At 69.6% G+C, this 3,901-nt stretch carries 4 protein-coding genes; 2 read left to right on the plus strand and 2 right to left on the minus strand.

The window, feature by feature from the left end:
- Both VHB27_RS20750 and hydA read right to left on the minus strand, forming a co-directional pair.
- On the minus strand, window positions 1-347 hold a 347-nt coding region (locus VHB27_RS20750; protein WP_325604135.1), incomplete at its 3' end, for a DUF3830 family protein.
- Window positions 348-362: 15 nt separating this feature from the next.
- Window positions 363-1,811, minus strand: coding sequence for a dihydropyrimidinase (hydA, locus tag VHB27_RS20755; protein WP_325604136.1), 1,449 nt, complete (start codon window positions 1,809-1,811; stop codon window positions 363-365).
- Window positions 1,812-2,038: 227 nt separating this feature from the next.
- Here hydA and VHB27_RS20760 point away from each other — a divergent pair, with 227 nt between their 5' ends.
- Together VHB27_RS20760 and VHB27_RS20765 are read left to right on the plus strand one after the other, a co-directional pair.
- Complete coding sequence (locus VHB27_RS20760) at window positions 2,039-2,764, plus strand: maleate cis-trans isomerase family protein (RefSeq protein WP_325604138.1); 726 nt, start codon at window positions 2,039-2,041, stop codon at window positions 2,762-2,764.
- A gap of 52 nt (window positions 2,765-2,816) precedes the next feature.
- Window positions 2,817-3,776, plus strand: coding sequence for a D-2-hydroxyacid dehydrogenase family protein (locus tag VHB27_RS20765; protein ID WP_325604140.1), 960 nt, complete (start codon window positions 2,817-2,819; stop codon window positions 3,774-3,776).
- Window positions 3,777-3,901 lie beyond the last annotated feature (125 nt).

A 3,901-nucleotide genomic window follows, 5' to 3' on the forward strand; every position in this document is an offset into this window, starting at 1 on the left:
GGCAGCAGGTTTTCGTTTCCTTCGACGATTGTCAGGAAATGGTTGCCCGCAAGCTGGCCCATCTTGCTTGCGAACTGCACGCCGCCATAGGCCAGCAGGATCTCGGTCTCGGAGATCCCGCCCGGATACAGCAGGATGTGACCGGGGGCCGGATAGCTGGTGTGGTTCTCGAACTTCAGCCCCAGGTCGAGGTCGCCCAGCGGAATCCAGCAGCCTTCGCCGCTCCAGCGGACATGGATGATGCGTTCCTTATAGGGTAGTAGGGAACGAAACTTCGCGACGGTCTTCGGCGCGGCGTCTTCCCATTTCGCCTTGAAGGTATAGGGGCCGGCAACGATCTCGATCATCGGGGTCTCCGGTTGCTAGATCAGGAACGCACTGGCGTCGAAACCATTCGGCACGTTGCCGGTCGGCTCGATCATGTCGTACGGCGCCCGCGCCAGGTATTGCCCGCTGCCCGGTTCGGCCTGCACCTTGCCGTCGCGCATCACCACCTCGCCGCGCCGCAGGGTCATGACCGGCCAGCCGGTGACCTGCATCCCTTCATAGGGCGTGTAGTCGATGACGTGCTGCGCCAGCGCGTTCGTCAGCGTCACGGTCTTCGTCGGGTCCCACAGCACGATATCGGCGTCCGTGCCCGGCGCGATCGTCCCCTTGCGCGGGTACAGCCCGAACAGCCGGGCCGGGTTGGACGCCGTCAGGCGGACGAAGCCGCTGGCATCCATGCGGCCTTTGGTCACCGCCTCGTGGAACATGACGGGCAACCGAGCCTGCAGGCCCGGCACGCCGTTGGGGATGTCGCGGAACGGGGCGTCCACGCCGTTCACCCGCTTGCCGACCGGCGTGTCATAGCTCCAGCCGCTGTGGTCGGAGGACACGATGTCCAGCACGCCGTCGCGGATGCAGGCCCACAGGCCCTCGCTGGCCGCCGCGTCGCGCGGGGCGGGGCTGCACATGAACTTGGCGCCCTCGAAGCCCGGCCGGTCCATGTGATCGGCCGACAGCACGAAATACTGCGGGCAGGTCTCCCCCCAGACCTTCAGCCCGCGCGCCTTGGCACGGGCGATTTCCGCGGCCACCTCGGGGCAGGAGACGTGGAAGACCTGGATCGGCTGGTCCACCATCTCGGCCAGCGCGATCGCACGGTGCGTCGCCTCCCGCTCGATCATCGAGGGCCGCGACCAGGCATGGTATTTCGGCGCCGTGCGCCCGTCCGCGAGCAGCGCGGCGGTGCGCCAGTTGATCGCCTCGTAGTTCTCGCAATGCACCGTGACCAGCATCCGGTTGCGCCGTGCGGCGGCCAGCACGCGGATGAACTGGCGGTCGTCCAGGTGCAGCGGGTCATAGGTCAGGAACGCCTTCAGGCTGCGCACGCCTGCGGCGGCGACCTGGGGGATTTCGTTGAACACCACCTCGTCGGTCGCATCGGTGATGATCTGGTGGAAGGCATAGTCCACCATCGCGGCGGCGGCGCGCCGGCGGTACTCCGCGAACGGCTCCAGGATGCCGTGGCCTTTGAACTGGGTGGAGAACGTCACGACACTTGTCGTGCCGCCGGCCAGGGCGGCGGTGCTGCCGGTGACGAAGGTCTCCTCGTCCGCGCCGCCGCCGTCCTGCAACTGTTCGATATGGCAATGCGAATCGACCCCGCCCGGCATCACCAGCAGCCCCTTGGCGTCGACCATCCGTCGTCCGCGCAGGTCCAGCCCGACCGCCGCGACCCGTCCGCCCGCGATCCCCACATCCGCGGCGAACATGTCCGACGGCGTGACGACCGTTCCGCCCGCGATGACGAGATCATAGTCGGCCATGGCAGCACCTCCGGACTGGACTGACGCCAAGCGATACAGGCCCCCGCGCCGCCGAACAAGCCGCATCCCCGGTAGGCCGGATCCCCGACAGGCCCCATCCCCGACAGGCCCCATCCCCGACGGGCCCCATCCCCGACGGGCCGGATCCCCGACAAGCCCCATCCCCGACGGGCCGCGTTTGACACCCCCAACCCGCTCGGCGAGACTCGTTGCGGGAGGAGTGCCCAATGTCCGACAGGAAAGCCCGGATCCGCATCGGCCTGCTGCTGCCGTCGTCCAACACCACGCAGGAGACCGAGTTCAACCGCATCCTGCCCGACGGCGTCTCCCTGCACGTCGCCCGCCTGCCGCTGCGCAACGTCGATCCCGCATCCACCGCCCGCATCGTCGAGGACATCGAGACCGAGAGCCGGAAGCTGGCGGACGCCGACGTGGACGCGATCGTCCTGGCGGCGACCGCCCCCAGCTCCCGCAACGGCATCGGCTATGACCAGGCGCTGATCCGCCGGATCGAAACCGCGTCCGGCCGCCGCGCCACCACGGCCTCGACCGCGTCGATCCAGGCGCTGCAGGTGCTGGGCGCCGACCGCATCGTCATGGCCGGGCCGTGGAGCGAGGCCACCAATGCCAGCGCCGCCGCGTTCATCGAGGCCAGCGGCGTCGAGGTCCTGGGCCATCGCGCCCTTGGCCATGTCAGCAACCTGGAGATCGGCCTGCTGGATGCGGACACCGCGCTTGACCTGGGCCAGGCGGTCGACCGGCCCGACGCGCAGGCGATCATGCTGGCCTGCGGCAACTGGCTGACCCTGGGCATCGTCGACCGGCTGGAAGCCGCGGCCGGCAAGCCGGTGCTGACGACCAACCAGGTCAGCCTCTGGGCGGTGCTGCGCCTCGCCGGCCACCACGCGCCGGTGTTCGGCTGGGGTCGCCTGCTGCGGGCGTTCATGGGATAAGGCCCCCAAGGGATAAGGCCCCAAGGGATAAGCGCCAGCCAAGGTTCCAGCGATGAACATCGTCATTCCCGACGACTACCAGGACATGGTGCACCGCCTGTCCTGCTTCAGCCTGCTCGACGGGCACCAGGTCACCCGCTACCGCACGCCGGCCGCCGATCCGGACCAGCTGGTGGAACGCCTGCATCCGGCCGAGGTGGTGGTGGCGATCCGCGAGCGGGTCGACTTCTCCCGCGCGCTGATCGAGCGGCTGCCGAACCTGCGGCTGATCGCACTCGTCGGCCGGGCGGCCACGACGATCGATGCCGAAGCCTGCCGGGACCACAATGTGATGGTGTCCACCGGCGCGAGCAATTCGCCGCATGCGCCGGCCGAACTGACCGTGGCGCTGATCATGGCGTCCCGGCGCAACATCGTCGTGGAGGCGGAACGGATGCGCCGCGGCGAATGGCCCTGCACGCTGTCGCACCGGCTCGCGGGCAGCACGCTGGGCATTTTCGGCCTCGGCACCATCGGCGCCCTGGTCGCGCGCGCCGGCGCGGGGCTGGGCATGCGGGTCCTCGCCTGGGGCCAGGCGGCCTCGGCCGAACGGGCGAGGGCGGCGGGGTATGAGGTCGCGACGAGCAAGGCGGCGCTGTTCGAGCAGTCCGACGTGCTGTCGCTGCATGTCCGCCTGCGCCCCGACACGCGCGGCATCGTCGGGCCGGACGACCTGGCGCGGATGAAGCCGACCGCGCTGCTGGTCAACACCGCCAGGGCGGAACTGGTCCGGCCCGGCGCGCTGCTGGCGGCGCTGCGGGCGGGGCGTCCGGGCTATGCGGCGGTGGACGTCTATGAGCAGGAGCCGATCGTCGACGGCGACCATCCGTTCCTGTCGATGCCCAACGTGGTCTGCACCCCGCATCTCGGCTGGGCGGAGTGGGACAATTTCGAGCTCTATTTCCGCGAGGCGTTCGAGCAGGTCCAGGCCTATGCCGCCGGCAAGCCGCTGCGGCTGATGAAGTCCGCCTGAGGCCGGCTTTCCGGAAGCGGCCTGCGGGACGCGCTTGGGGACCCGCCCCTGAGCCCCGTCCCTGAGCCCCGCCCCTGAGCCCCGTCCCTGAGACCCGCCCCTGGGACCCGTCCCCGAGACCTGTC

This window comes from Rhodopila sp. (assembly GCF_035548235.1).
GTDB lineage: Bacteria > Pseudomonadota > Alphaproteobacteria > Acetobacterales > Acetobacteraceae > Rhodopila.

Excerpts from the sequence above, each read along its gene's own strand:
- hydA (WP_325604136.1), bottom strand. The coding sequence starts at position 1,811 with ATGGCCGACTATGATCTCGTCATCGCGGGCGGAACGGTCGTCACGCCG.
- VHB27_RS20760 (WP_325604138.1), top strand. The coding sequence starts at position 2,039 with ATGTCCGACAGGAAAGCCCGGATCCGCATCGGCCTGCTGCTGCCGTCG.
- VHB27_RS20765 (WP_325604140.1), top strand. The coding sequence starts at position 2,817 with ATGAACATCGTCATTCCCGACGACTACCAGGACATGGTGCACCGCCTG.